We start from the raw sequence: 25,225 nt of genomic DNA on the forward strand, positions 1-25,225 counted from the left end.
CCGGGCTTGCGCACCGCGCCGCGCCGGCCGACATCAGGCGCGCGGAGCGGTCCCGCCGCGCCGCGATTCGGCGGGCCCGGGCCACGGCCGGGCGGCGCTGGTCGGACAGATCGGAGATCCCCGGCGATGGCCCTCACCCCCTTCCTGGCCCCGCTCGCGGGCGGCGCCCTGATCGGCGCCTCCGCGGCCCTGCTCCTCCTCGCCAACGGACGCATCGCCGGCATCAGCGGCATCGCCGGCGGCCTGCTCGGGCCGCCGGGCCGCGAGACGGCGTGGCGGGCGGTCTTCCTGGCCGGCCTCCTGCTCGGCCCGGTGCTGTTCCGCCTCGCCGCCGGCCACTGGCCGCCCGTCGAGGTCGAGGTCTCCTGGCCGGTGCTGATCGCGGCGGGCCTCCTCGTCGGCTTCGGCACGCGTCTCGGGTCGGGCTGCACCAGCGGGCACGGGGTCTGCGGCCTCGCGCGCCTGTCGCCGCGCTCCCTCGCCGCGGTCGCGGCCTTCATGGCCGCCGCCATCGTCACGGTGTTCCTGGTCCGGCACGGGGTCGCGCGATGAGGGCCGCGCCCCGCCTCCTCGCGGCCCTCGCGAGCGGCCTCCTGTTCGGCGTCGGGCTCGCCCTCTCGGGCATGATGAATCCCCGGAAGGTGCTGGGCTTCCTCGACCTGGCGGGCGCCTGGGATCCGAGCCTCGCCTTCGTGCTGGCCGGCGCGGTCGGCGTCTCGGCGCTCGGCTACGCCCTCAAGGCGCGGATGGCGGCGCCCCTCCTCGCCCCGCGCTTCGAGGTGCCGGCGAATCGCCGCGTCGACGCGCGCCTGCTCGGCGGCGCCGTCCTGTTCGGAGTGGGCTGGGGCCTGGCCGGGTTCTGCCCCGGTCCGGCGCTGGCGGGCCTCGCCCTCGGCCTGCCCTCCGTGGCCGTCTTCGTCGCGGCGATGCTCGCCGGCATGCTGCTCCACCGCCTCACCGCGGAGCGCCCGCGCCGCCCCGCGCTCAGCGCCGGGTGCTGAACTGGTCGGCCAACCGGGCCTCGGCCCCGCTCGCGGGGTCGCGCAGCACGAAGGTCAGCGGCGTCGACGCCGCCGCCGGGCCGGGCGGCGGCACGGTGACGAGGACGCGGACCTCCTCGGTGCGGTCGGGCCCGATCTCGCGCGCGAGCGCCTCGCCGGCCGGGTCCCCCGCGAGGGCGAGGCGGGCGCCGGGGATCCCCTCCAGGGAGAGGTCGAGCCGGCGCGATCGGTGCTGCTTGTTGATGAACCGGACCGCGTAGGCGTTGCGCACGGCGCCGTCCGACAGCGTCACCGAGAGCGGGTTGCGCTCGTGGGCGACGTGCAGGCCGAGATCCGGGCGGGTCAGGAGCCGGGCGAGCATCGCGCTCCCCACCACCGCGATCATCGCCGCGTACAGGATCGTGCGCGGCCGGACCGGGCGGATCCGGGTCGGCAGGCCCTGCTGGCGGCGCCTCACGGCGAGGTCGCTGTCGTAGGCGATCAGGCCTGGGGGCCGGCCGATCCGGGTCATCACCGCGTCGCAGGCGTCGATGCACAGGCCGCACTGGATGCAGGAGAGCTGCAGCCCGTTCCGGATGTCGACCCCGGTCGGGCAGACGGCGACGCATTGGCCGCAATCGACGCAGTCGCCCGCCGGCGCGCCCGCCGCGCGGGCCTGCTCGGCCTTCTTGAGCGACAGGCGCGGTTCGCCCCGGTCGTACCGGTAGGTGATGTTGAGCGCTTCCTTGTCGATCAGGCTCGCCTGGATGCGCGGCCAGGGGCACATGTAGGTGCAGACCTGCTCGCGGGCGTGGCCGGCGAGCAGGTAGGTCGTGAAGGTGAGGATGCCGATCCAGAGCCAGGCCGCGAACGGCGCCTGGAAGGTGGCGAGCTGGTGCACCAGGGTCGGCGCGTCCGCGAAGTAGAGGACCCAGGCGCCGCCGGTCCACCACGCGATGGCGAGCCACGCCCCGTGCTTCAGGATTGCGCGGGCGAGACGCTCCGCGCTCCAGCCGCCGGCCGCCGCCCGCATCTGGGCGCGCCGGTCGCCCTCGATGCGGCGCTCGACGGCCAGGAACAGGTCGGTCCAGACCGTCTGCGGGCAGAGATAGCCGCACCAGATCCGGCCGGCCACCGCGTTCATCAGGAACAGCACCATCGCGGCGAGCACCAGCAGGCCGGTCACGTAGTAGAATTCCTGCGGCCAGATCTCGATGAAGAAGAAGTAGAAGCGCCGCGCCGGGAGATCGAGCAGGACCGCCTGGTCGGGCGCGTTCGGGCCGCGGTCCCAGCGCAGGAAGGGCAGCAGGTAGTAGATCCCGAGCGTGACGACGAGGAGGCCCCACTTGATGCGCCGGAAGCGGCCGTGGACCGCGGCCGGGTAGATCTTCTTGCGCGGGGCGTAGAGCGGGGCGGGGAGGGAGGTGCCGGTCATGGTCGTGTCGCCGGATCGCGGAGGCGGGCCGCGTCCAGGCTGCACCGGAGCCGCTCCCGGGTCTTTGATCTGGCGCAGCGCCGGGACGGGCCATGCCGGCCGGGGGCGCGGACGGCCCGGCGCTCACCTCACGGCGCGGCCCGGGGCGGGCCGAAGCCGCCCGGGCGCTCCGCCCGGAACACGTTGGCCTGCAGGCCGGCGATCCACTGGCGCCCGCTCACCGTCACGTCGAGGTATTTCAGCGCCCCGTCCAGGTGGGAGGACACGCTGCGCCAGAAGAAGTCCGGGTAGCGCTCCACCAGGTCGGCCGGCGAGGTGTAGCCCAGGGCGGCGTTGGTGCCGGCCTCCTCGAATTCGTGGAACAGCGCGTTCGCCTTGCGCAGGTAGAGCGGGTCGCCCATCTGGCCGATCAGGTCGGCGGCGCGCACCAGGCAGGCCTCGTCCGCCGGGTCGCGGCCCGGGCAGGTCTCCTCGGCCGGGAAGCGGGTATGCTCGATCGACCGCGCGATCCTGGCCGCGTCGAGCAGGTCCGACTGGCCGAGGCGGGCGCTCACGAACAGCTTCGAGCGCTCGACGTGGTGGGCGGTCAGCGCCGCGTCGGAGGCGCCGCGCGGCAGCACCACGCGTCCGCCGGCGGCGTCGACGACGTAGCCCTCGCGGGCCGAGTCGCCCGGCAGGATGCCGCGCACGTAGCCGATGTCGTGCATCAGGCAGGCCACCAGCAGGTGCGCCCAGTCGCCGGCGGTGACCGGCTCCAGCAGGGTCCGGCCGCGCAGGATGTCGAGCCCGACCTGGGTGACGAGCAGCGTGTGCTCCAGGTCGTGGTAGAGCGCGTCGGAATTCGCCAGGCATTCCAGCGCGAGGCGCGCGACCGAGCCGACCATCTCGGCCAGGGGCGCCTGCGTCGCCCCGAAGGTGCCCCGCAGGGCGGCCGCGAGGTGGTCGCCGAGCGCCTCGGCGGCCAGGTGGGCGGTGGTGATCATGGCCGTCGCCGCGGGGCAGGCCGTCGGGGCCCGGCCGGGCGGGCCGGGGATGGGCTCTCCGGGGCGGAGCGGGCCACCTCCGCGCGGGCCTCGGGATCCCTGGTCATCACGCACCTCGCTCCTGCGCCTCCGGCGGCGAGGGGCCGGCCGCCTTCCCGCTAACGCGCCGGGCTGCGTCACGGTTGTGTCATCCGCTGGCCGGACGATCACGTCCGGACAGCGCATGGCAAGCCCGCGCGGCGCTTGAGCGAAGCCCACATCCGCCATCCCGAAGGGATCAAGCGGATGCGGGATGACGAGCCCGCGCGGCGCTTGAGCGAAGCCCACATCCGCATGGCGACGCAATCCGTCTGATCTCGTATCCCGGAACCGGCAGCGCGCCCCGGCCCTCGCCGCATCGGACGGGGCCGGAGGGGCCCGCCTACCAATCGGCGAGCGGGAAGGGCCACCGCTGCCGCGTCCGCATCTGGCCGTGCGGGTCGGGCTTCGCGCCCCGCATGCCCACCGCCATGGTGATGCTGATCGCCCCGCCGGGCGACGACAGGTCGGGCGTGCGGATCTGGATCCAGGCGTCCGGCAGCTGGCTCGCGCACCAGTCCAGGAACGTCTCGGCATCGTCGCCGTCCGGCCAGGTGCAGCCGCCGAGATACGCCCGCAGGCCCTCCCGGTGGGTCACCTTGATGGCGAGGCCGGGCCAGCGGCGCGGGTGGCCGTGGCGGAGATCGTCACGCAGTTCATGGATCACGACGCGCACGGCTGCCATCCCGGCGAGGTGCCCCGGCCGCGGTTGCGATTCGGTTAGCCCCGCCCCGCCGGCCGCGGCGCAGCCTGCTCAGCGGTACTGCTTCTCCTCGATCAGGACGGAGCCGCCGCGCAGGTTGATCTCCCGCTTCACGGCCGAGCGGCGCTCGTTCGTGGTGCTGATCCGCAGGGCGAGGGCGACCAGCTCGTCCCGGGCGGCGGCGTCCTGGGCGCAGGCGCGGATCCGGCCCTCGGCATCCCAGAGCTCGGCGTTGATCCCGCGCAGGGTGGTCTGGAGCGCCGCCACCTCCTCCGACAGGAGCCCGCTCGCCGCCAGCGCCGCGTCGAGGAGCGCGAGCTCCCGGACGACGTTCGCGCGCTTGGCGGGATCGGCGATCCGCTCGGCCTTGAGCTCCAGGATCGTGATCTTGTCGACGAGTTCGCCGAGCGACACCGGCACCCGCACGGTCCCGGGCGCGCCGTCCGGCGCCCCGGCGCCCCCCGCGAGGCCGGCGACCTCCCGCGCCATCGCGGCCGCCATCGCCTCCCAGTCGCCCCGACGCTCCTGCCGGAACAGCCGCATCGTCGGGTACCAGGCCGTCCGCTCCCCAGCGAGGCCCCAGCGCCAGTCCGGCACCGGCTTGAGCGCCACGAAGACCGGCCGGCCGAGCGCGCCCGCCACGTGGGCGACGGCCGTGTCGCTCGTCACCACGAGGTCGAGCGACATCATCACCGCCGCCGTGTCCAGGAAGGCGTCCGGGCCCGCGTCGAGGTCCGGCAGCACCGTCACGGCCATCCCCTCGGGCAGGCGGTCGAGCTGGTCGAGCCCGTGCACCTTCTGCAGGCTGACGAGCCGCACGCCCGGCACCCGCGCCAGGGGCGCGAGGCACGCGAGGGGCAGCGAGCGGCCGCGGTCGATCGCCCGGCCGGGCTGCCCCTGCCACGCCACCCCGACCCGGAATCCGGGCGGCAGCCGCGCCCTCCAGGCCGCGACCCGCTCCGGCTGCGCCGCGAGGTAGGGGCCGGCGGCGAGGTCCGCCGCATCGAGCCGCAGCAGGCGCGGCAGGCTCATCAGCGGCGCGTGGGCGTGCAGGACCGGCAGCGGCTCGTCCGGCGCGAGCACCCGCAGGAAGGGCAGGCCGCTCAGCAGGGCGCGCAGGGGTTCCTGGACGCTGAGCACCACCTCCATCCCCCGCGCGGCCGCGATCCGGGCGAAGCGCACGAACTGGATCGTGTCGCCCAGGCCCTGCTCGGCGTAGAGGAGGAGCCGCTGGCCGGCGATCAGGTCGCCCTGCCATTCGGGGCCGGGCGGGCGCGGCTCCACCCAGCCGCGCTGGCGCCGCCGCCACTCGTAGGCCTGGAACCCTTCCGCGAAGCGGCCGAGCGTCAGCAGCGTGATCGCCCGGTTGGTCAGAACCTCCGGCGCGTGCGGCCGCAGGACGAGGCTCTGCGCGTAGCTCGCCAGCGCCTCGTCCAGGTGCCCGAGCTCGTGCAGGACGTTGCCGCGGTTGCCGAGCGCGTCCGGGTCGGCAGGCCTCAGCGCCAGGGCGCGGTCGAGACTCGCCAGGGCCTCCTCGGGCCGGCCGAGGCTCACGAGCGCGTTGGCGCGGTCGAACCACGTCGCCGCGGAGGCGGGGTCGCGCGCCAGCGCGCGCTCCAGGGAGGCGAGGGAGTCCTCGGGCCGCGACAGGGCCTGCAGGGTGACGCCGCGGTCGCGCAGGGTCTCGGCGTGGTCCGGATCCAGGGCGAGGGCGCGGTCGTACCGCGCCAGGGCCGCCTCGAACCGGCCGAGGCCGAAGCAGAGGCAGGCCGCCAGGCGCGCCGCCGCGACGTTGCGCGGCTCGCGCGCCAGGAGCCGCTCGCAGCGCGCCAGGGCCGCCTCGACCTGGCCGGCCCGCTGCTCGCGCAGGGCCTCCCGCAATTCCGCCGCGCCGGTCAAGGCGAACCCCCTCCCGCCGCCCCGCCGGCTCCGAACCGGCGCGCGCCGCCCGGCCGCCGGCACCGCGCGCCCTCGCCGGTGCGGTCGGCGCGCGCCCGGGCCGGGAGGCCGATCCGCGCCGGCGCGAAGCCCGCGGCCGCGAAGAGCCCGGCGGCCGTCACGGGGCGGCCGGCGAGGCGGGCGGCGACGGCCGGCGCGGGCCCGGCGAGGGCGGCCGCGACCCGGGCCGGGCGCGCAGGGAGGGTGAGCCGCTCCGCGCCTGCGGGCGCCTCCAGCCCGCTCCGTCCGGGATGACGAGGACGCCGCCCTGGCGTTGCAGGGGCGGCCGGAAGGAGGGCGGGGTGATCTGCGAGGCGGTCTGGGCCAGCGCGGGGCCCGCGGTCAGGCTCGGGGCTGCGGCGAGGCCGAGCCGGCAGGCGGCGCGCGCGAGGCGGTGAGAGAAGGTCACTGTCGTCTCCGGCCGGGGACCGAAATGCCTCAGGGTCAGGCAACATCTATCGAACCATGCCTCAGGGGAAAGCCGCGCGCTCTTCGCCCCACCGCGGACCACCCGGCGGGGCATGACGGACCGTGATGCCTGGGTGACGGACGATCACCATAGGCACGGCGCGACGCCGCCGAAAGCGGCCCGCGCACGACTGGAGCGCGGGTCAGGTTCCTCTAGAGCAGGATCCGATCACGGTGCAATCGGGTCCCGCGCCGGGACCGGGCCGGCTGCGCCCGCCGGCATCGCACTGCTTCGTCGAACGCGAGGACGAAGACATCCCGGCGCAGCGGAATTCGCGTCGCGTTTCGTTGATGGGCCGCTCTGGAAACCCGCGCGCGGGCCATGTTATAGCGCCTTCCGTTGGGGCATCCGGCGTCGGATGCTCTCCAGGAAGAGCGCGGTGCGGTCGGGATAGCGCAGAACCGAGATGAAGGAACGGAACCGACCGCGGAGAGCGGGCGAGGCGGTGGAATGGCGGCCGGGTCGGGCAGGTGCGGGCGCACCGCGCCCCGCGCGGCCCGATCTCCGTCCTCCGCGGCGCCGGGCCCGCCCGACGCGGGCGACGCCGCGATCACCGACATGCCCGGACCGCCCTTCGTGACACCGCGCCTCCCGCTCTCTCCCTGGCTCGCCGTGTCCGCCGGCCGGAGCGCCCCTGACGCGCCGGTGCGGGCGGCGCGGAATATCCCCTGACATCGCCCGGGGCGGCGGGCTCCGCTGTCCCTCGCGCCCGCGGAGCCGCGGCGCGGTGGGCGTCCCCCCTCCCAACCCTCCAGCCGAGGATCGATCCATGACTCAGCTTCCCCTGTTCTACCGCGCCGTCGTGCCCCTCGACCGGGAGGGCCATCGCGGGCTGCGGCTGGCCAACCCGCAGCGTTTCGGCTTCGCGCGCGGGAGCCACCTCGTGCCCGCCGTGGTCGACGAGTTCGCCGCCGCCTGCCGCCACCTGCCGATCCTGTTCCTGCCCGAGAGCCTCGGCCCGACCCCGGTCTTCCTCACCGGCCTGGTGCCCGGCCGCTCGGCGCTGGTGAGCGAGGACGGCACCTGGACCGGGCGCTACCTGCCGGCCTATCTGCGCCGCTTCCCCTTCATCCTGGGCGAGAGCGAGGGCCGGCCCGCGCTGGTCTGCCTCGACGACACCGCCGAGGGCGTGCTGCGCGAGGAGGATGCGGGCGAGAGCCTGGCGCTGTTCGGGGAGGACGGGGCGCAGACGCCGCCGCTGCAGGAGCGGGTGCGGCTGGTGGCGGACTATGCCGAGGCGGCCAAGCGCACGGGCGCGCTCGGGCGGGTGCTGCAGGATCTGGGGCTGCTGCGCGGGGTGACGCTGCACGGGAAGGACCCGGCGACGGGGGAGAGCCACGCCCTGCACGGGGCGCTGGTGGTGGACGAGGGCGCGCTGAACGGCCTCTCGGACGAGGTCTTCCTGCGGCTGCGCCGGGAGGGCTGGCTGGCGGCGATCTCGGCCCATCTCGTCAGCCTGCAGGCGATCGGCGACTTCGCCCTCACCTTCGCGCCGCCGGCGCCGGCGAATGCCGAGAGCCTGGGGGAGGCCGCGTGATGCGCCGCGCGATCGGGCTCCGCTCCGTCCCGGCCGCGCTCGCCGCGGCCCTCGGTCTCGCGGGGCCGGTGCTGGCGCAGCCCGCGCCCAAGCCGGCGGTCGCTCCGCCGCCCGCCGCATCGCCCGCCGCGCCGCCGGTCCCGGCCGAGCCGGAACTGACCACGGCGAGCTTCGGCGAGTGGACGCTGCGCTGCCAGCGCCTCGCCGAGGGCGAGAAGGTGACCCGGTTCTGCGAGGTGGCGCAGGCCGTCCAGGTCCAGGGTCAGGCCGCGCCCCTGGCGCAGGTCGCGCTGGGGCGGGCGCCCGGCGAGGCCGGCCTGCGGCTGACGGCGGTGCTGCCGGTGACGGTCAGCTTCCCGTCGGGCGTGCGGGTGGGCCTGGAGGGCAAGGAGGGCCGCGAGGCGGCGGCGCTCGATCTGGCCTGGCGGCGCTGCCTCCCGGCGGGCTGCGTGGCGGATGGGGCGACCAGGGAGGACGTGCTCAAGCGCTGGCGGGCCGGCAGCGAGCCGGGGCGGCTCACGTTCAAGGACGCCGCGGGCCGGGACGTGACGCTGCCGCTGTCGTTCCGCGGCCTCGATCAGGCCCTGGAGGCCCTCGCCAAGGAGCGCGCCTGACACCGGCGCGCCCGATCCGCAACGGGCGCCGCGCGGCGCCCGTCGCTCATCCCTTGCGCAGCCGCCGCGTATTCGCGCGCACCTTGCGCCGGTAGCCGCGCACGATCTTGCGGGGCGACCCGCCGGTCGCGGCCTGGACGGCCGCCTCGCCGGCCGCGGCCACCTTCTCGGCCACCATCAGCTGGGCCTCGGCCGCCGCGGCCGGGCCGCCCAGCGCCATCTTGGCGAGGCGCAGGCCGATCACCGTCTGGGCTTCGAGCCCGAGCATCGTCATCTCGATGCCGAGCTTCCACATCGAACCGACCATCGCGGCCTCCCTCCGACGGATCCGCCGCGGCGGTCCCCCCTCGATCGCGGCGCACGGCGCCGCGGCCCGGCTTGCCCCGTTCGACCGGCACCGGGACCGAAGGATCGTCGCGCGGGGATCCGCTGCCTCGGTCCCGGCCTCCCCCGGGAACCGCGGAGAGAAGGCGCGGCGGACCGATCGGTTCCGCTCCGGCATGCGCGCCGGGACATGCGCGCCGGGACATGCGCGCCGGGATTCGTGTCGCCGGCACAGCCGTCAAGCCGATCCCTCGCTCGCGCCGCCCGCGCGCCGGCGCGGACCTGTGGATCCTGGGGAAGACTCGCGCCGAATCGCGCCCGCGGGGCAGATCGCCTGCCTCGCGGGCCGGCGCGGCGCCCCGCGGCCCATGGCATGAGGCATATTCCTCCGCAAAGGAAATCCAGTGGAGGCGGCTATGGAATTCCTCATCGAGCAGGATGATACCGGCCGATGGCGGTGGCGCCTGATCGGCCGCAAGAACGAGACCTTGCTGAGATCCGACGAGACCTTCGCGTCGAGGGGCGAGGCGGCGGAGGCGGCGAGCCTGTGGTCGCGCACCATCGAGGGCGCGTCGCGGCGCATGGCGGGCGCCGTCCCGCCCCCGCGCCGCCCGCCCCGCCCGGTCCCGCGCCGCCCGATCTTCGCCCCGCACTGATCGCGGGCGCGGGACCGGTTGCCGCCTTGCCGGTTGCGCCGGCCGTGCTATCCCGCGCGGGCCCGAATCGGTCGGGCGCGCAGGACTCGCCCATGCTCCGTCACCTCACCTTGCCGGGTCTCGTGCTCGGGCTCGCCTTCCTCTGCGTCGGCCGGGCCGCGGCGTCCGAGGATCTCGTCGCCCGGTGGGAGCGGGCCGACGCGGCCTGCGGGCTCCCGTCCTCCGCGATGAGCGAGCAGGCCTGCCTCGACCGCCAGATCCTCGCGGAGCGCCTGCGGCGGGCGGGCTGGTGCGAGGCCGCGCCGACGAGCCCCTACGAGCATTGGGGGTGGCAGCGATGCCGTTCCCGCACGGCGGTGCGCCCGGCCCACCCGCGGCGCGGCTCCCGCGCCAAGGCCTGACTCGAGACCGGCCGAACTTCCCCTGTTGCGGGCCCCGCTGTCTGGCCGTGCAGCGCGGCGGCACTAGAACATCCCGGTCGCGCTCGCGCAGAGGATCGCCGTCATCTCGTCGCCTGCTCCGCCCTCGTCTGGTTCAGCGCGCCCGATCGGACGCTACGGGCTGCCGCTGCTGATCCTGCTGGTCGGCCTGATCCTGTCGGGAGGCGCGGCCCTGCAGCTCCGGCAGGTGAGTGCGGTGCGGGACGGCGAGCGGTTCGCGCGGCTCGTCGACGCGCAGGCCGAGGACATCCGCGAGCGGCTCGACACCTACGCGGCGCTCCTGCGCGGCGCGGCCGGGCTCTACGCGGCGAGCCGGGAGGTCAGCCGGGCGGAATTCGCCGCCTACGTGGCGCGGCTGCGCCTCGGGGAGCTCTATCCGGGCATCCGCGGCCTCGGCTTCGCGCAGCGCTTCGCCCCCGGCGAGCGCGAGGCGCTGCGGCGGCTCGGCGCGGAGGGCGCGCCCGAGCCGTGGCCGGAGACCGGAGCGCCGGACCCCACCGCCATCGTCGCGCTCGAACCCGCGGACCGGCGCAACGCCGCCGCGATGGGCTTCGACATGTCCTCCGAGCCGACGCGCCGGGAGGCGATGGCGCGGGCCCGCGACGGCGCCGAGGTCGCGCTCTCGGGCAAGGTCGAACTCGTCCAGGAGATCGACCGCGACCGCCAGCCGGGCTTCCTGCTCTACCTCCCGGTCTACGCGGGGGAGGCCATCCCGGAGGCGGTCGCGGACCGGCGCGGCGCCCTGCGCGGGTTCGTCTACGCCCCGTTCCGGGCGGGCGACTTCTTCCCGCAGGTGGTCACCCGCCGCACCGCGGGCGGCGCGCGCGAACTCGCCTACGCGGTCCATGACGGCGCCGTGCCCGATGCCTCGGAGCCGATGCCCGAGCGGCTCCTCTACGCCTCCGCGCCCGGGGCGGGCCGGCCGGAAGCCGGCCTGACGGCGCGGCGCGCCCTCACCCTGGCGGGCCGGACCTGGACCCTGAGCGCCGCCGCGACGCCGGCCTTCGCGCACGACCCGGCCGGGGCGCTCGCGCCGACGATCGGCGGGCTCGGCCTCGTCCTCACGCTGCTGCTCGCGGGCGGGGCCCTCGCCCAGGTCCGGGTCAGCCGGCGCTCCGAGGAGGCGCGGCTCGCGCTCCAGGAGGAGACCGCGCGCCTGGAGCGGCTCAACCGCGCCGGCGCCTCCCTGGCCGCCGAGCACGATCTCGGCCGCCTCGTCCAGAGCATCATCGACAACGCCACCGCCCTCACGGGGGCGGCCTACGGCGCCTTCTTCGAGCGCGTGCCGGCCGGGCGCGAGGGCGATCCGGAGGAGGCCTGGCGCCTGTTCAGCCTGACGGGCGCGCCGCGCGAGGCCTTCACGCGCTTCGGCCTGCCCCGCGCCACCGCGCTCTTCGCCCCGACCTTCCGGGCCGACGGGGTGGTGCGCTCGGACGACGTGGCGGCGGATGCCCGCTACGGCTCCCACGGCGGCATGCCGGAGGGCCACCTGCCCGTGCGCAGCTACCTCGCGGTGCCGGTCGTCTCCGGCTCGGGCGAGACGCTCGGCGCCCTGCTCTTCGGCCATCCCGAGCCGGGCCGCTTCGGGACCCGGGAGGAGCGCCTGATCCTGGGCTTCGCCGGGCAGGCCGGGATCGCCCTCGACAATGCGCGCCTCCTGATCTCGGTGCGCCACGAGCAGGACCGCTTCCGCGCCGCGGTGCGGGCGGTGCGGGGCGTGCTCTGGACCAACGACGCGGCCGGCCGGATGACCGGCGAGCAGCCCGGCTGGGCGGCCATCACCGGGCAGACCCGCGCCGAGTACGAGGGCTACGGCTGGGCGCGGGCGGTGCATCCCGACGACGCGCAGCCGAGCATCGACGCCTGGAACGCGGCCGTCGCGGCGCGGCGCACCTTCGTGTTCGAGCACCGGGTGCGCAGCCGCGACGGCACGTGGCGGCCCTACGCGATCCGGGCCGTGCCGATCCTGGAGCCGGACGGGCGCATCCGCGAATGGGTCGGGGTCCACACCGACATCACCGCCCAGCGCGAGGCCGAGGCCGAGCTGCGCGAGTCGAACGAGGAGATCCAGCGCTACGCCTACATCGTCTCCCACGACCTGCGGGCGCCGCTCGTCAACGTGATGGGCTTCACGAGCGAGCTCGAGGCGCTGCAGGAGGAGATCCGCGGCGCGCTCGAGGGCCACCCGCAGGCGGCGCAGATCGACGGCGACATGAGCGAGGCCCTCGGCTTCATCCGGGCGGCGATCACCAAGATGGAGGGGCTGATCGCCGCGATCCTGAAGCTGTCGCGGGAGGGGCGGCGCAATTTCCGGCCCGAGCCCCTCGACATGACGGCGGTCATCCAGGGGCTCGCCGACGCGCAGCGCCACCAGGCCGACGCGGTCGGGGCAAGGGTGAGCGTCGCGCCCGGCCTGCCGCCGATCACCGCCGACCGGCTCGCGATCGAGCAGATCTTCTCCAACCTGATCGACAACGCCCTGAAATACCTGTCGCCCGAGCGGCCCGGCCGCATCGCCGTCGCGGCCGAGGCCGCCCCGGGCGACCGCGTGCGCTTCGCCGTCAGCGACAACGGGCGCGGCATCGCGCCCCAGGACCACGCCCGGGTCTTCGAGCTGTTCCGCCGGGCGGGCGCCCAGGACCGGCCGGGGGAGGGGATCGGGCTCGCCCACGTCAAGGCGCTGGTGCGCTCCCTCGGCGGGCGCATCGAGGTGGCCTCGCGGCTCGGCGAGGGCACCACCTTCACGGTGACGCTGCCGCGCCGCCCGGTCGCGAGCGCCCCCGGGCCGGACCGGGCCGGGTTCGAGGGCACCCCGGAGGCCGCCCCCGGGGGTGCGCCCGGGATGGCGGCCGAGTGAGGGGAGGACCGGATGCATCCCGTCTGCATCGTGATGATCGAGGACGACGAGGGCCACGCCCGGCTCATCGAGCGCAACATCCGCCGGGCCGGCGTGAACAACGAGATCCTGCCGTTCCGGGACGGCACCTCGGCGCTCGCCTACCTGCTCGGGCCGGACGGCAGCGGCGAGGTCAGCGCGGGGCGCCACCTCCTGATCCTGCTCGACCTCAACCTGCCGGACATGACCGGCCTCGACATCCTGGAGACCGTGAAGGCGAACCCGCATACCCGGCGCTCGCCCGTGGTCGTCCTCACCACCACGGACGACAGCCGCGAGATCCAGCGCTGCTACGACCTCGGCGCCAACGTCTACATCACCAAGCCGGTGAACTACGACGGCTTCGCGAACGCGATCCGGCAGCTCGGCCTGTTCTTCTCGGTGATGCAGGTGCCCGAGAATCCATGAGCGACGCGGCCGCGCCGGGCCAGGCCCGCATCCTCTACATCGACGACGATCCCGGGCTCGGGCGCCTCGTCCAGCGCGCCCTGCGGGGCCGGGGCTACGCCGTGGACCTCGCCGAGGACGGGGAGGCGGGGCTGGCGCGGCTGCGGGCGGGCGGCATCGACGTGGTCGCCCTCGACCACCACATGCCGGGCCGCAGCGGGCTCGAGGTGCTGGCGGCGATCCGGGCCCTGCCCGAGGCGCCCCCGGTCGTCTACGTGACCGGCTCGGAGGACAGCCGCGTCGCCGTGGCCGCCCTCAAGGCCGGCGCCGTGGATTACGTCTGGAAGGACGTGCAGGGCCATTTCCGCGAACTCCTCGGCGAGGCGATCGACACCGCCCTGCGCCAGGAGGCGCTGCGGCGGGACAAGGAGCGGGCGGAGGCCGAGGTGCGGGCCGCCCGCGACCGGGCCGAGATCCTGCTGCGGGAGGTGAATCACCGCGTCGCCAACTCCCTCGCCCTGGTGGCGGCGCTGGCCCGGATGCAGACCAACGCGGTGACGGACCCGGCCGCCAAGAGCGCGCTCGAGGAGATGCAGGCGCGGATCTCCGCCATCGCGGGGATCCACCGCCGCCTCTACACCTCGCAGGACGTCCAGGCGGTCGAGGTCGACGCCTACCTGGCGAGCCTGGTCGAGGAACTCGAAGCCTCCATGAAGGCGGCGGGGCGCGACCACGCCATCCGCCTGCGGGCCGAGCCGATCCGGCTCGCCACCGACAAGGCGGTCTCGCTCGGCGTCGTCGTGACCGAACTCGTCACCAACGCCTACAAGTACGCCTATCCGCCCGAGGTGGCGGGGGAGATCCGGGTCGCCATCACGCGGCGCGGCGAGGACGCGCTCTGCCTCGTGGTCGAGGACGACGGCATCGGCTGGTCGGGGGAGGGGACCCCGCTCGGCTCCGGCCTCGGCTCGCGCATCCTGCGGGCCATGGGCACGAACCTGCGCTCCAAGGTCGAGTACGACCGCCTCCCTGGCGGCACCCGCGCGACGCTGGCGTTCCAGGGCTGAGCCGGGATCCGGTTGGATCACGGCGGCTCCCGGATCGCGAACCCGCGCGGCGCGCCCCGCTCAGCGCGGATCCGAGTTGAAGAAGGACGGCGCGTCGTTCGTCGGGAAGAAGCGGCGCGAGGGCGTCTGGCGCGGCTGCACCGGCGTGCCGCGCAGCGGCGCCACGTCCACCTGCCCTTGGCGGTTGACCGGCTGGGCGCGCCGCGCCTCCTGCTGCTGGTTCGGGTCGCGGCGGCGGCGCTCGGGCTTGGCGGCCGCCACCGGCGCGTCGTCCTGCTCCTTGGCTTCGGCGATGATGTCCGTCCCGCCTTTGCAGTCCACCAGCCAGACGTCGTAGATCGGGTGCTCGATCGCGTGCAGGCCGGGGCTCGCCGCGAACATCCAGCCGGTGAAGATCCGCCGGTACTTGTTCTCCAGCGTGACCTCGTCGACCTCCAGGAAGGCCGTGGTCCTGGCGCTCTCGGTCGGCGGGCGGGTGTAGCAGACCCGCGGCGTCAGCTGCAGGGCGCCGAACTGCACCGTCTCGTCGACCGAGACCTCGAAGGTCACGATGCGGCCGGTGATCTTGTCGAGCCCCGAGAACACCGCGGTCGGGTTGCGGATCTTGTCGGCCTGCGCGGCGGGCGCGAGGACGCCCGCGAGGCTGAGGACCAAAGCCGCGCGGATGGCGGATCGGGCGGTGGTGCGGCTCAACGCGAACTCCCTTCGGCTGCCCGCTGTCTCCCCCCGAAGGGTGGTGGAAAAAGGGCGGCCCCTACTCGCCCGGCGTCCACGGCACGTAGTCGCCGGTCGCGGCCGGGCGCTGGCCGTAGGAGAGCTGCGAGCCGCGCGGCCGATAGGCCGCCACGGTACCGGTCAGGTTCGGCTCGAAGGGCTTCTGCCACTCGCGCGGCGTATAGCTCTCCTCGCTCGGCGCCACGTCGACCGTGTGGCTGAGCCAGCCGCGCCAGCCCGGCGGCACCTTCGAGGCGTCCGCCTCGCCGTTGTAGATCACCCAGCGCCGCTCCGTCCCGACCGACGGGTCGATCAGGGGCCCCTCGGCCCGGTAGTAGCGGTTGCCGAACTCGTCCGTGCCGACGAGCTCGCCGTGGCGCTTGGTGTATAACTCCAGGCTCACGGTGGAGCCGCTCCACCACGTGAAGATGCGCAGGAGTGTGTCTTTCAGCGCCATCGCGGCCGTCTCGTCGCTTGCCCGGGCCCGGGGCCCGTCCTCGGTCGCGGCGGACTATGGTGAGGCGGGCCGGCGAAGTCCAGCCGCAGCGCGTCGCACCCCGGCGCCCGCGGCGCCGGCCCGGGAGCACCGCGCCCGCCCCGGGCGCCGGCCCGGGAGCACCGGTTGAGCCCGCCCGGCCGCGCAACCGACACCCGCTACCCGGGCCCAGGCGTGGCGAATTTGCATCAAATTCACAGCCGCGCCGCGCCCGACCGGCCGCAGAACCGGTTGAGCGCGAAAAAACTCGCGCGGAATCCGAGAGGCCCGATGCGGCTTTAGGCGGAGTCGCGAGATATCCACAGGATTTGGCTCGCCGGCACAACATCTAGCGTGGAACGGCCGGGCGTCACACTAGTTGTTGACGCGGAGCCCCGAAGCTCGCTAGCTTGCCCGCAGGTTGGACGACCGGTTCGCCGGCGAAACGTTCAACGGCCGCGCGGCGCAAAGCTGCGGACGGCGCAACTCTGGCGTGCGTTGATGCGCCGGGGTCGAGGCATCCTGAACCATGCTGGGCGAACGACCGCGCGGGGTCGCGGTTCGGGTTGTCATGTCACCTGTCGGGAGAGAACGTTTCATGCGGATCGAGCGGCGTATCACGACGGCCGGACAATCCCCCTATGCGGGGATCCCGTTCAGGAAAGCGGTGAGCGAGATCCGCAATCCGGACGGCTCGGTGGTGTTTCGCCTCGACGGCATCGACGTGCCGGAGGCCTGGAGCCAGGTCGCCTGCGACGTCCTGGCCCAGAAGTACTTCCGCAAGGCGGGCGTGCCCGCGGCGCTCCGGCGCGTGGAGGAGAACGACGTTCCCTCCTTCCTGTGGCGCTCGGTGCCGGACGAGGAGGCCCTCGCGGCGCTGCCCGAGGAGGCGCGCTACGGTTCCGAGACCTCGGCCGTCCAGGTCTTCGACCGGCTCGCCGGCTGCTGGACCTACTGGGGCTGGAAGGGCGGCTACTTCTCCTCCGAGGAGGACGCCGCCGCCTTCCTCGACGAGCTGCGCGCCATGCTGGCCCGCCAGATGGTGGCGCCGAACTCGCCGCAATGGTTCAACACCGGCCTGCACTGGGCCTACGGCATCGACGGCCCGAGCCAGGGCCACTACTACGTCGATTACCGCACCGGCGCGCTGACCAAGTCGGCGAGCGCCTACGAGCACCCGCAGCCGCACGCCTGCTTCATCCAGTCGGTCCAGGACGACCTCGTCAACGAGGGCGGCATCATGGACCTCTGGGTGCGCGAGGCGCGCCTGTTCAAGTACGGCTCGGGCACCGGCTCGAACTTCTCGGCCCTGCGCGGCGAGAACGAGAAGCTCGCGGGCGGCGGGCGCTCGTCGGGCCTGATGAGCTTCCTCAAGATCGGCGACCGGGCGGCGGGCGCGATCAAGTCGGGCGGCACCACGCGGCGCGCCGCCAAGATGGTGATCGTCGACATCGACCATCCCGACATCGAGGCCTTCATCGACTGGAAGGTGCGGGAGGAGCAGAAGGTCGCCGCGCTCGTCACCGGCTCGAAGGTCGCCGCCAAGCACCTCAAGGCGGTGATGCGCGCCTGCCTCAACTGCGAGGCGGAGGGCGACGCCTGCTTCGACCCCGAGCGCAACCCGGCGCTCAAGCGCGAGGTCAAGGCGGCCCGCCGCGCCATGGTGCCGGACGCCTCGGTCAAGCGCGTGATCCAGTCCGCCCGCCAGGGCGCGACCGAGGTCGATTTCCCGATCTTCGACACGGACTGGGATTCCGAGGCCTACCTCACGGTCTCGGGCCAGAACTCCAACAACTCGGTCTCGCTCACCGACGACTTCCTGCGCGCCGTCGAGGCGGACGCGGACTGGCCGCTCAGGACCCGTATCGGCGGCAAGGTCGCCAAGACGCTGAAGGCCCGCGACCTCTGGGAGAAGATCGGCGCGGCGGCCTGGGCCTCGGCCGATCCGGGCCTGCACTTCAACACCACCATGAACGACTGGCACACCTGCCCGGTCGGCGGGCGGATCCGGGCCTCGAACCCGTGCTCCGAGTACATGTTCCTGGACGACACCGCCTGCAACCTCGCCTCGGCCAACCTGCTGGCGCTGTTCGACCGCGGCACCCGGACCTTCGACGTCGAGGCCTACGAGCATCTCTGCCGGCTCTGGACCATCGTCCTGGAGATCTCGGTGACGATGGCGCAGTTCCCGAGCCGGGAGATCGCCGACCTCTCCTACAAGTACCGCACCCTCGGGCTCGGCTACGCCAATGTCGGCGGCCTGCTGATGACCATGGGCCTGCCCTACGATTCCCGCGAGGGGCGGGCGCTGGCGGGGGCGCTCACCGCCATCATGACCGGCGTGGCCTACGCCACCTCGGCCGAGATGGCGCGCGAACTCGGGCCCTTCCCGGCCTACGAGGAGAATGCCGACGCGATGCTGCGGGTGATCCGCAACCATCGCCGGGCCGCGCACGGCGAGGCGGAGGGCTACGAGTTCCTCAGCACCAAGCCGGTGCCCCTCGACCACGCGGCCTGCCCGCAGCCCGACCTCGTGGCCCACGCCACGCGGGCCTGGGACCGGGCGCTGGTGCTCGGCGAGGAGCACGGCTACCGCAACGCGCAGGCGACCGTGATCGCGCCGACCGGCACGATCGGGCTGGTGATGGATTGCGACACCACCGGCATCGAGCCGGACTTCGCCCTGGTGAAGTTCAAGAAGCTGGCGGGCGGCGGCTACTTCAAGATCATCAACCGGGCGGTGCCGGACGCGCTGCGCGCCCTCGGCTACCGGGAATCCGAGATCGCCGAGATCGAGGCCTACGCGGTCGGCCACGGCTCGCTCGGCCAGGCGCCGGCCGTCAACCCGGCCGCCCTGCGCGCCAAGGGCTTCACCGACGACAAGATCGCGGCGGTCGAGGCGGGGCTGAAATCGGCCTTCGACATCAAGTTCGTGTTCAACCGCTGGACCTTGGGCGAGGATTTCCTGACCAGGACCCTGCGGGTCCCGGCCGAGAGGCTCGCCGATCCGTCCTTCGACCTGCTGACGCATCTCGGCTTCACGCGGCGCGAGATCGAGGCGGCGAACATCCACGTCTGCGGGGCGATGACGCTGGAGGGCGCGCCGCACCTGAAGCGCGAGCATTACGCGGTGTTCGACTGCGCCAATCCGTGCGGGCGCACCGGCAAGCGCTACCTCTCGGTGGAGAGCCACATCCGCATGATGGCGGCGGCGCAGCCCTTCATCTCGGGGGCGATCTCCAAGACCATCAACATGCCGAACGACGCCACGGTGGAGGATTGCAAGGAGGCCTACCGGCTCTCCTGGACCCTCGGCCTGAAGGCGAACGCGCTCTACCGCGACGGCTCGAAGCTGTCGCAGCCCCTCAACGCCGCGCTCATCGCCGATGACGACGAGGACGAGGCCGAGGAGGCGGTGGAGGCGCTGATCGCGCAGCCGGCCGCGGCCCGGGCCGCGGCGGTGGCGGAGAAGATCGTCGAGCGGGTGATCGAGCGCGTCGAGCGCATCCGCTCGCGGGAGAAGATGCCGGACCGCCGCAAGGGCTACACCCAGAAGGCGGTGGTCGGCGGGCACAAAGTCTACCTGCGCACCGGCGAGTACGACGACGGCCGGCTGGGCGAGATCTTCATCGACATGCACAAGGAGGGCGCCGCCTTCCGCAGCCTGATGAACAACTTCGCGATCGCGATCTCGCTCGGCCTGCAATACGGCGTGCCGCTGGAGGAGTACGTCGACGCCTTCACCTTCACCCGCTTCGAGCCGGCGGGGTTCGTGCAGGGCAACGACGCGATCAAGAACGCGACCTCGATCCTCGACTACGTGTTCCGGGAACTGGCGATCTCGTATCTGGGCCGCACCGACCTCGCGCATGTCGACCCGTCCGAGATCGGCTCGACCGTGATGGGCGGGGGCGTGGCGCAGTCGAAGCAGCCGGCGCCCGAGCCGGTGGTGGCGCACACGATCGTGTCGCGGGGCCTGCTGCGCGGCTCGGCCGACCGGCTGACCCTGATCCACGGCGGTCCCGGCGGCAGCACCGCCGGGGTGGCGGCGCCCGCGACCGGCCTCTCGGCCCCGGCGGGCGGCAGCATCCACGCCGTGCGCGGCGCGGTGGCGCTGCGGACCGAGCCCGCCCTGGCCGGCCGGATCGACGCCCTCGCCGAGGCCCTGCCCTTCGGCCGGCCCGAGCCCAAGGCCGAGCGCAGCGTCGCCGACCGCCGGGCCGAGGCCAAGATGAAGGGCTATGTCGGCGAGGCCTGCCCGGAATGCGCGAATTTCACGCTGGTGCGCAACGGCACCTGCCTGAAATGCGACACCTGCGGCAGCACGACGGGCTGCTCGTGATCGGGCGGCTGCCGAGTGAAGCTGTGAAACCCGCATGAGAAGCGACGCAGGGATCGAAAAGCCCTGCACAAACTTAAGGTAGGAACCTGCATAACCGAGGGCCGCCACTAAAGCGGCCCTCTGACTTTCAAAGCTGACCGCCATCAGCGGTCAAATGCTTACACCGCTGCACCAAGCGCCGCGTCGCATCCTCGACGTATCGCCCGTTCATCTATCGGCTTTCGATACTCCGGTATCGTCTACCCCCGTTTCCAGGATCCAGGATAGTGTGACCCGGGGGCGGTGAGGGAGCCGTCGCCATTCCGCGATGACGCTACTGGAGCGGTGCTACCGAGGACGGCCAGGCCGTGGTGCCGCGCCCGGGGCGATTAAGGGGCCTGGGGATTCGTCGCCAACCTGCAGCGGCCGTGCCGACCGGTGGCGCTTGGCGGTGGCTTGACAGCAGGCGTGGCGCCTACATCCAGGGCGTCGCTAATCGAAGCCGCAAGTCCTTGTGCGCAGCTGCTTTTTCGACGCCTCTATCCTTGAGCCGTGCCGTCGGCTGAGGAATAGTCATGATTCAATCTGGGATGGAGCGCGTGACGGCGGAATTCCTCAAGGACGTGTTGAAGAAACTGACGGGACCCGCATCGCCGGCGCCTGCCGAGAAACCGCGCCTCAAGACGGTCAAGGGCCGCGCGAAGCACAAGCTCAAGCTCCTCGACCCCGCCACGCTCAATAACCCGAAGTGGAACGTCCGCAACGAGGTCGAGTGGGTGATCTGCAACGACGATGCCCTGGAAGGCCTCAAGCGCCTCCCGGACCGCCTCGTCGACTGCGTTGTGACGAGCCCGCCCTACTACTGGCAGCGCGACTACGGTATCGAGGGACAGACCGGCCATGAGGACACCGTCCAGGCCTACGTCGATACCCTGGTGGCCGTCTTCCGCGAGGTCCGGCGCGTGCTCAAGCCCAGGGGCACCCTCTTCCTGAACCTGGGCGATACCTACTACTCGGGCAACGGCCAGCCTAGCATTACAGTTGCGTTTTTGTGCGTGCTGGCTGACGGCTGGCCCGGCTTGGCGTCCGGCGCTGCCGCCGCCGTTTGGCGTCTGACGCGCGCTGTTTGAGATGTGCCTGGCGGGCGGCCGCCTGATGCGCCCGTCGCCAGAGCGACCATGCGATGACGTGAGCGGGTTGAATGCGCCGCTGTGCCATCCGCACCGCGATGCGGCGGATCTCCTGGACCGACCAGCGGATCAGCGGGCGCGCGGTCTCGGCCGGGCTCGGCTTTTTGGGGGCGGCGCGTTGGCGTGATGGCGGATCACCGTCAGCAGGGCGAAGGCCATCATCACCAGGCTGACGTGCCGATGCCAGCCGTGCCAAGAGCGGGTCTCATTGTGTGTCAGCCCGAGGTCGGTCTTGGCCGTCTCGAACGCGTCCTCGATGCTCCAACGCCGTCCCTCGACGCTGACCAGGATCTGGATCGGCGTGCCGGCCGGGCACCAGGTCGTGAAGTAGGCCCGCTCGCCATCGCTCAGGCTGCGGCGGATCAGGAGCCCCCGCGTCCACAGGCCGGTCTGGTCGTAGGCGGCACCAGCGAGGTCGGCCAGTTCGCAGTAGGCCCAGTCGTACAGCCGCGCGCCCTTCGTCCCGTCGCCCGCCGACAGGCGCGTCCAGGCCGACGGAGCAAGGCCATCCGCGATCGTCTCGGCGGTGCCGGCCACCAGCGGCTTGCCGGCCCAGGAGTTGAACGCGTGATCGCTCTTCACCCCGAGCACGTAACCCTTGCCCGCCCGCCGCAGGGCCATCTCGATCTCGCCGACCCCGTAGACGGTGTCGGCCGCTACCCAGGAAAACGGCACGCCGGCAGCCCTCGCCCGCTCGATCATCGCCAGAGCCAATCCCGGCTTGGTCGCGAAGGTCGTCCCCTTCGGCACGTGGGCGGCGGCCAGCCGGGCTGGATCCGAGGTCCAGGTCTGGGGTAGGTACAAGGCTCGATCGATGAAGGCATGACCGTGCCGTGAGACATAGGCCGCGAACACGCCGATCTGACAGTTCGTGATCTTGCCGGCCGAGCCGGTGTACTGGCGATGCACGCCGCACGAGGCCTTGCCCTGCTTTAGAAAGCCGGTCTCGTCGAGAACCAGAACCGCGTCCGGGTCGGCCAGCGTCTCCAGAGCATAGTCACGCACCACGTCGCGCAGAGCGTCGGCGTCCCAACGTCCGCGCCCCAGCACCGCCTGCTGGCGCCAGGGCCCGGGATCGCCCGCGGCTTCCGCCCGCATCCAACCCGTCTTGCGCCGCTCTGCACCGAGCAGTCCATCCAAGAACGCTCCGGCCGAGGCGGCGACCCGGCGCTGGGTGAACAGAGGCCGCATGCGCCCCTTCACCTCCCGGAGCGACGAGGCCCACAACTCCAGCGTCGCCTCGACCGAAGTCTCCGACGTCCATGATGCGCGAATCATGGCGACGCAAAGAGTCAGAACCTCGCCGAAAACGCAACTGTAATGCTAGGGGCGGCGACCCGAAGCAGATCTGGCGCAGCTTCTCGCGCCGCAAGTACCGGGCCGTCGACAAGCCGGGCTTCGGCCTGCCTCAGAAGTCCCTCATCGGCGTGCCGTGGCGAGTCGCCCTAGCCCTCCAAGCCGACGGCTGGGTGCTCCGCTCCGCCGTCGTCTGGCGCAAGCCCAAGGGCCTCGCCGAGCCCAGCGTCAAGGACCGGCCGTGGACTACTACGGAGACGGTGTTCATTCTTTCGAAGTCGAACAAGTACTACTTCGACCGCGAGGGCCTGGACGGCCAGGAGGACGTCTGGGACATTCCGGCGCCGAACGCCGATCGCCGCTTCCGCCATGCCGCCCCCTTCCCGGAGGCGCTCGTCAGCCGATGCCTCGCTGTCGGCTGCCCCCCGAAGGGGGTCGTGCTCGACCCCTATGCCGGCTCGGGCACCACCCTCGTCGTCGCCGCCGACCGCGGCCTGCACTCCATTGGCATCGAGCTCAGCCCCCATTACGTGAACCTCGCCCGCGGGCGCCTCAACCACATCAAGCCGCGATGAGGTTGGCCGATGGACGCAAGGGTGCGCTTCAACGAGATACACGCGCGCCTTCTGGCGGGGAGCCGCACCGCGTCTGCTGAGATGTTTCGCGAGGGGCTCGGCCCCATCAAGGCCTTCCTGGCGAGCGAGTTCCCGACCCTGGCGGACGAGGACCTAAACGACCTCGCGACCGATGCCATCGTCGCCTACGTGGGAGATCCCGAGCGGTGCGACCTCGGCAAGGGGTCGCTCTGGACGTACCTCTGCAACGTCGCCAAGCGCGACGCCATCGACCTCATCCGCTTGCGGACCAGGAGGGACAGGCTTCTCCAGGAAAAGGTGGAGACCGATGTCGAGTTCTGGGCGTCCCGCGCGAAGGATACCTTCAGAGGCGATGATGCGATTGATGCCCGCAAGATCATGAGGCTCCACGGCGGACGGCTGGTCAAGAACGACGCCGAGGCCAGGGTTCTAGTCCTTATCCTCAAGGATGAGGATCGGACGGAGGCCTTCGCGGAAGCCCTGGGGATCGACCCCAAGGCGGCCGACACCGAGAAGATCGTGAAGCGGGTCAAGGATCGCATTGACAAGCGCCTGCAGAGGTGCCGCGATGAGCTCTGACGATCCGACCGACAAGGCGCTGGCCCGCGCCGCCAAGAGGGCCGGGACCGGACCAGCACCGTTCGTCGCCGCCCTCGTCGAGGCCTGGCGCAAGGCCTTCCCGGACGAGGATCCAGCCGTGGCGCTCGGATGCGCGCCCCGGGCCGTTACAGATCTCTCGCTCTGCCTGCGCCCGCGCGAGGAGAGGTGGTTCGACGACGCCGCGGAGATCGCCGGCTTCGTCGGGATCGACCTCGACCACTTGGTCTGCTTCCTGCGCGCCGCCGAGGCGATCGAAGGCATGGGAGACGCCCACTCGGCCGACGACGCCGTCGAGGGCCGCCTCCTCGCCGCCCGCGACCGCGACGAGAAGGACGAGTGATGGCGGCCCACCGCAGCGAGGACGTCGCTGACGCCTTCTGGGAACGAGCCGGAGGCCGCGTCCGCTTCGGGAGCCCGGCCGACGTCGAGCGGGCGGCCTCCCGAGTACTGCCCGTGGCGGTCCGCCGAATCCGAGGCCTCAGCACCGACGCGGTCGCCGGTCTCCTAGCTCGCATCGGCGCGATCCCGTGGACGGACGTGTCCCCTCGTCCCCTGCGCGGCTGCCTCGTCGCGGACGCCGGCAAGGCCCTCATCCTCGTCGACGCCGACGACCCCGAGGACGAGCAGCGAATGACCGTCGCCCATGAGGTCGCCCACCTCCTGCTGCACTACCTCAAGCCCCGGGAGGACGCCATGACGGCCTTCGGCTCAGGCATCGTCACCGTCCTCGATCGCACCCGACCGCCGACCCTGGGCGAGCGACTCTCGTCTGCCCTGCGCAACGTCCCCATCGAGCCCTACCGCCACGCCATGGACCGCGGGACCGCCCATAGACGGGAAGTCGATGCCATGGAGGACGAGGCAGACGACCTCGCGGTCGAGCTCCTCGCCCCGTGGCGCGAGCTCCAGGCCATGCGTGGTGTCCGCCCCGGCGCGCTCCGCGAGCGCTTCGGGCTGCCGGCGCCGGTGGCAGCCCGCCTCGCGGTCCTGATCACCCCTACCAGCACGACTTCCGGTGTCCTCGGCCTGTTCGGCCGAAAATAGTTTGTCGAACCTCTGCTCGCTCGTCCGAAGAATAGATTGGACGAACCGGAGATCGCCATGGCGCTCGACGAGATCAAGGACCTGCTTGCCGGCGCCGAGGAGCCGGTCTTCGTCGCCGACCGCCGCCCAGCGGAGGAGGACGCCGACAACGACGAGCTCGACGACGTCGAGGTTGACAGCCTCGAAACCGAGTTCCGGGAAGCCCTTGACCTCACCAAGTGGACCTCCGGCGAGCGCATGGACCAGCTCGCCGTGCGCCTGGAGCGCGAGGTCGAGGCGGCCGCCAAGCATGAAGACAACATGGCCCCTCGGGTGCTCCGAGCTCTTGAGGAGGGGCTGAAGACTGCGCCTGACCGCTCCAGGGAGATTGGCGTATACCTTGGGTTCAAGCGGTCGTCGCAACACCATCTTGCACGGCAGCCAGCACAGCGTCGAGCGCCTCTGCCGGCGTCTTCCAGTTCAGCGTCTTGCGCGGTCTGCTG

At 72.9% G+C, this 25,225-nt stretch carries 25 protein-coding genes; 16 read left to right on the forward strand and 9 right to left on the reverse strand.

Annotation, left to right across the window (positions count from 1 at the left end; genetic code table 11):
- The first annotated feature begins 126 nt into the window (after positions 1-126).
- Together MET2598_RS0125995 and MET2598_RS0126000 are read left to right on the forward strand one after the other, a co-directional pair.
- On the forward strand, positions 127-552 hold the full coding sequence (locus tag MET2598_RS0125995; RefSeq protein WP_012330302.1) for a YeeE/YedE family protein: 426 nt from the start codon (positions 127-129) through the stop codon (positions 550-552).
- Entirely contained in the window at positions 549-1,001 is a 453-nt protein-coding gene (locus MET2598_RS0126000) for a DUF6691 family protein (protein WP_012330301.1), read from the forward strand. The genes MET2598_RS0125995 and MET2598_RS0126000 overlap by 4 nt, the downstream gene beginning before the upstream one ends.
- Here MET2598_RS0126000 and ccoG read toward each other — a convergent pair.
- The 5 genes from ccoG to MET2598_RS0126025 form a co-directional block, all read right to left on the reverse strand.
- Entirely contained in the window at positions 985-2,415 is a 1,431-nt protein-coding gene (gene ccoG, locus MET2598_RS0126005) for a cytochrome c oxidase accessory protein CcoG (RefSeq protein WP_018262856.1), read from the reverse strand. The genes MET2598_RS0126000 and ccoG overlap by 17 nt on opposite strands.
- A gap of 128 nt (positions 2,416-2,543) precedes the next feature.
- Positions 2,544-3,398: an HD domain-containing protein gene (locus MET2598_RS0126010; protein WP_012330299.1), complete on the reverse strand. Its 855-nt coding sequence runs from the start codon at positions 3,396-3,398 to the stop codon at positions 2,544-2,546.
- 421 nt (positions 3,399-3,819) lie between these two features.
- Positions 3,820-4,161, reverse strand: coding sequence for a hypothetical protein (locus MET2598_RS0126015; RefSeq protein WP_012330298.1), 342 nt, complete (start codon positions 4,159-4,161; stop codon positions 3,820-3,822).
- A 69-nt stretch (positions 4,162-4,230) separates the two neighbouring features.
- Complete coding sequence (locus tag MET2598_RS0126020) at positions 4,231-6,078, reverse strand: tetratricopeptide repeat protein (RefSeq protein ID WP_018262858.1); 1,848 nt, start codon at positions 6,076-6,078, stop codon at positions 4,231-4,233.
- A 157-nt stretch (positions 6,079-6,235) separates the two neighbouring features.
- Positions 6,236-6,526, reverse strand: coding sequence for a hypothetical protein (locus MET2598_RS0126025; protein WP_012330296.1), 291 nt, complete (start codon positions 6,524-6,526; stop codon positions 6,236-6,238).
- An 829-nt stretch (positions 6,527-7,355) separates the two neighbouring features.
- Between MET2598_RS0126025 and MET2598_RS0126030 the strand changes: the two genes are divergently transcribed.
- Positions 7,356-8,123 (forward strand): SapC family protein, encoded by a 768-nt coding sequence (locus MET2598_RS0126030; protein WP_012330294.1) that lies wholly within the window; start codon positions 7,356-7,358, stop codon positions 8,121-8,123.
- A complete protein-coding gene (locus MET2598_RS0126035; protein WP_012330293.1) occupies positions 8,123-8,737 on the forward strand; it encodes an invasion associated locus B family protein in 615 nt (204 codons plus the stop codon). Before MET2598_RS0126030 ends, MET2598_RS0126035 begins: the two co-directional genes overlap by 1 nt.
- A gap of 46 nt (positions 8,738-8,783) precedes the next feature.
- Here the strand turns inward: MET2598_RS0126035 and MET2598_RS0126040 are convergent, their stop codons facing one another.
- Positions 8,784-9,044 carry a hypothetical protein gene (locus tag MET2598_RS0126040; RefSeq protein ID WP_018262860.1) on the reverse strand — a complete coding sequence of 87 codons (261 nt, stop codon included), beginning with the start codon at positions 9,042-9,044 and terminating at the stop codon, positions 8,784-8,786.
- A gap of 433 nt (positions 9,045-9,477) precedes the next feature.
- Between MET2598_RS0126040 and MET2598_RS0126045 the strand changes: the two genes are divergently transcribed.
- From MET2598_RS0126045 to MET2598_RS0126065, 5 genes are all read left to right on the forward strand, one after another.
- Complete coding sequence (locus MET2598_RS0126045) at positions 9,478-9,717, forward strand: hypothetical protein (protein WP_018262861.1); 240 nt, start codon at positions 9,478-9,480, stop codon at positions 9,715-9,717.
- A 92-nt stretch (positions 9,718-9,809) separates the two neighbouring features.
- Positions 9,810-10,118, forward strand: coding sequence for a hypothetical protein (locus tag MET2598_RS0126050; protein WP_012330290.1), 309 nt, complete (start codon positions 9,810-9,812; stop codon positions 10,116-10,118).
- 235 nt (positions 10,119-10,353) lie between these two features.
- Positions 10,354-13,014 (forward strand): CHASE domain-containing protein, encoded by a 2,661-nt coding sequence (locus MET2598_RS43895; protein ID WP_018262862.1) that lies wholly within the window; start codon positions 10,354-10,356, stop codon positions 13,012-13,014.
- A 12-nt stretch (positions 13,015-13,026) separates the two neighbouring features.
- Positions 13,027-13,461 (forward strand): response regulator, encoded by a 435-nt coding sequence (locus MET2598_RS0126060; protein ID WP_018262863.1) that lies wholly within the window; start codon positions 13,027-13,029, stop codon positions 13,459-13,461.
- A complete protein-coding gene (locus tag MET2598_RS0126065) occupies positions 13,458-14,507 on the forward strand; it encodes a sensor histidine kinase (RefSeq protein WP_018262864.1) in 1,050 nt (349 codons plus the stop codon). Before MET2598_RS0126060 ends, MET2598_RS0126065 begins: the two co-directional genes overlap by 4 nt.
- 60 nt (positions 14,508-14,567) lie before the next feature.
- Here the strand turns inward: MET2598_RS0126065 and MET2598_RS0126070 are convergent, their stop codons facing one another.
- On the reverse strand, positions 14,568-15,200 hold the full coding sequence (locus MET2598_RS0126070; protein WP_012330286.1) for a DUF2155 domain-containing protein: 633 nt from the start codon (positions 15,198-15,200) through the stop codon (positions 14,568-14,570).
- Between the two features lie 61 nt (positions 15,201-15,261).
- Positions 15,262-15,678: an NADH:ubiquinone oxidoreductase subunit NDUFA12 gene (locus tag MET2598_RS0126075; RefSeq protein ID WP_018262866.1), complete on the reverse strand. Its 417-nt coding sequence runs from the start codon at positions 15,676-15,678 to the stop codon at positions 15,262-15,264.
- 616 nt (positions 15,679-16,294) lie between these two features.
- Here MET2598_RS0126075 and MET2598_RS0126080 point away from each other — a divergent pair.
- Both MET2598_RS0126080 and MET2598_RS0126085 read left to right on the forward strand, forming a co-directional pair.
- Positions 16,295-20,038, forward strand: coding sequence for a vitamin B12-dependent ribonucleotide reductase (locus MET2598_RS0126080; RefSeq protein WP_012330284.1), 3,744 nt, complete (start codon positions 16,295-16,297; stop codon positions 20,036-20,038).
- Positions 20,039-20,607: 569 nt separating this feature from the next.
- Positions 20,608-21,147 (forward strand): DNA methyltransferase, encoded by a 540-nt coding sequence (locus tag MET2598_RS0126085; protein WP_084674018.1) that lies wholly within the window; start codon positions 20,608-20,610, stop codon positions 21,145-21,147.
- A 129-nt stretch (positions 21,148-21,276) separates the two neighbouring features.
- Here the strand turns inward: MET2598_RS0126085 and MET2598_RS0126090 are convergent, their stop codons facing one another.
- Entirely contained in the window at positions 21,277-22,485 is a 1,209-nt protein-coding gene (locus MET2598_RS0126090; RefSeq protein ID WP_036270538.1) for an IS701-like element ISMtsp19 family transposase, read from the reverse strand.
- Here MET2598_RS0126090 and MET2598_RS37355 point away from each other — a divergent pair.
- From MET2598_RS37355 to MET2598_RS42350, 5 genes are all read left to right on the forward strand, one after another.
- Entirely contained in the window at positions 22,473-23,078 is a 606-nt protein-coding gene (locus tag MET2598_RS37355; protein ID WP_157182263.1) for a DNA-methyltransferase, read from the forward strand. The genes MET2598_RS0126090 and MET2598_RS37355 overlap by 13 nt on opposite strands.
- A 9-nt stretch (positions 23,079-23,087) precedes the next feature.
- Positions 23,088-23,678: a sigma factor gene (locus tag MET2598_RS0126100; RefSeq protein WP_018262871.1), complete on the forward strand. Its 591-nt coding sequence runs from the start codon at positions 23,088-23,090 to the stop codon at positions 23,676-23,678.
- The gene (locus tag MET2598_RS41575; RefSeq protein ID WP_018262872.1) at positions 23,668-24,039 is read left to right on the forward strand and encodes a hypothetical protein; all 372 of its coding nucleotides are present in this window, start codon (positions 23,668-23,670) and stop codon (positions 24,037-24,039) included. The genes MET2598_RS0126100 and MET2598_RS41575 overlap by 11 nt, the downstream gene beginning before the upstream one ends.
- A 197-nt stretch (positions 24,040-24,236) precedes the next feature.
- Positions 24,237-24,743 carry an ImmA/IrrE family metallo-endopeptidase gene (locus tag MET2598_RS41580; protein WP_157182264.1) on the forward strand — a complete coding sequence of 169 codons (507 nt, stop codon included), beginning with the start codon at positions 24,237-24,239 and terminating at the stop codon, positions 24,741-24,743.
- Positions 24,744-24,800: 57 nt separating this feature from the next.
- Positions 24,801-25,225, forward strand: a 425-nt coding sequence (locus MET2598_RS42350; protein ID WP_036270540.1) for a hypothetical protein, incomplete at its 3' end; no start/stop codon positions are given.

It is taken from the genome of Methylobacterium sp. WSM2598, from assembly GCF_000379105.1.
GTDB lineage: Bacteria > Pseudomonadota > Alphaproteobacteria > Rhizobiales > Beijerinckiaceae > Methylobacterium.

Coding starts and splice junctions, on each gene's coding strand:
- MET2598_RS0125995 (WP_012330302.1), top strand. CDS start 127: ATGGCCCTCACCCCCTTCCTGGCCCCGCTCGCGGGCGGCGCCCTGATC.
- MET2598_RS0126030 (WP_012330294.1), top strand. CDS start 7,356: ATGACTCAGCTTCCCCTGTTCTACCGCGCCGTCGTGCCCCTCGACCGG.
- MET2598_RS0126015 (WP_012330298.1), bottom strand. CDS start 4,161: ATGGCAGCCGTGCGCGTCGTGATCCATGAACTGCGTGACGATCTCCGC.
- ccoG (WP_018262856.1), bottom strand. CDS start 2,415: ATGACCGGCACCTCCCTCCCCGCCCCGCTCTACGCCCCGCGCAAGAAG.
- MET2598_RS0126075 (WP_018262866.1), bottom strand. CDS start 15,678: ATGGCGCTGAAAGACACACTCCTGCGCATCTTCACGTGGTGGAGCGGC.
- MET2598_RS37355 (WP_157182263.1), top strand. CDS start 22,473: ATGCGCGAATCATGGCGACGCAAAGAGTCAGAACCTCGCCGAAAACGC.
- MET2598_RS0126045 (WP_018262861.1), top strand. CDS start 9,478: ATGGAATTCCTCATCGAGCAGGATGATACCGGCCGATGGCGGTGGCGC.
- MET2598_RS0126085 (WP_084674018.1), top strand. CDS start 20,608: ATGGAGCGCGTGACGGCGGAATTCCTCAAGGACGTGTTGAAGAAACTG.
- MET2598_RS0126065 (WP_018262864.1), top strand. CDS start 13,458: ATGAGCGACGCGGCCGCGCCGGGCCAGGCCCGCATCCTCTACATCGAC.
- MET2598_RS0126035 (WP_012330293.1), top strand. CDS start 8,123: ATGCGCCGCGCGATCGGGCTCCGCTCCGTCCCGGCCGCGCTCGCCGCG.
- MET2598_RS41575 (WP_018262872.1), top strand. CDS start 23,668: ATGAGCTCTGACGATCCGACCGACAAGGCGCTGGCCCGCGCCGCCAAG.
- MET2598_RS0126050 (WP_012330290.1), top strand. CDS start 9,810: ATGCTCCGTCACCTCACCTTGCCGGGTCTCGTGCTCGGGCTCGCCTTC.
- MET2598_RS0126090 (WP_036270538.1), bottom strand. CDS start 22,485: ATGATTCGCGCATCATGGACGTCGGAGACTTCGGTCGAGGCGACGCTG.
- MET2598_RS0126060 (WP_018262863.1), top strand. CDS start 13,027: ATGCATCCCGTCTGCATCGTGATGATCGAGGACGACGAGGGCCACGCC.
- MET2598_RS0126000 (WP_012330301.1), top strand. CDS start 549: ATGAGGGCCGCGCCCCGCCTCCTCGCGGCCCTCGCGAGCGGCCTCCTG.
- MET2598_RS0126100 (WP_018262871.1), top strand. CDS start 23,088: ATGGACGCAAGGGTGCGCTTCAACGAGATACACGCGCGCCTTCTGGCG.
- MET2598_RS0126010 (WP_012330299.1), bottom strand. CDS start 3,398: ATGATCACCACCGCCCACCTGGCCGCCGAGGCGCTCGGCGACCACCTC.
- MET2598_RS0126080 (WP_012330284.1), top strand. CDS start 16,295: ATGCGGATCGAGCGGCGTATCACGACGGCCGGACAATCCCCCTATGCG.
- MET2598_RS0126040 (WP_018262860.1), bottom strand. CDS start 9,044: ATGGTCGGTTCGATGTGGAAGCTCGGCATCGAGATGACGATGCTCGGG.